This is a genomic window from Bittarella massiliensis (ex Durand et al. 2017) (assembly GCF_017566145.1).
GTDB classification, from domain to species: domain Bacteria; phylum Bacillota; class Clostridia; order Oscillospirales; family Ruminococcaceae; genus Bittarella; species Bittarella massiliensis_A.
Window position 1 is genome coordinate 1 of the sequence record NZ_JABFCL010000033.1, and the last position, 420, is coordinate 420.

Below are 420 nucleotides of genomic sequence, written 5' to 3' on the forward strand. Positions count from 1 at the left end.
ATCGTCTCCTGGTGCCAAGGCATTCGCCCTGCGCCCTTCTTAGCTTGACCTTTTTCTTCGGCTGTTCTCTCGACATAAATTGTAGTGTACCACAGAATTTCTTCCATGTTACCCTTTAGATTTCTATCGCAGTCTATTGCTTTATTCAGTTTTCAAGGTGCACTTTTGCTTGAGGCTTCCTTGTCTTTGCCCGGTCTCCCGGGCCGTGGTGGGCTCAAGTGGACTCGAACCACCGACCTCACGCTTATCAGGCGTGCGCTCTAACCACCTGAGCTATGAGCCCATACTCAAGGGCGCTCCGCTTTCTTAGAAGTCAGTTTTCCTTGTCCCTCCCGCGATTACCTCTCGGCTCTCACGTCCACCAGTGGTGGAGATGAGGAGGCTCGAACTCCTGACCCCCTGCGTGCAAGGCAGGTGCTC

General features: G+C 53.3%; 1 tRNA gene. It reads right to left on the bottom strand.

The window, feature by feature from the left end:
* Positions 1 to 206: 206 nt before the first annotated feature.
* A tRNA-Ile gene (locus HJY11_RS13325) sits at positions 207 to 283 on the bottom strand.
* Positions 284 to 420: the final 137 nt, after the last annotated feature.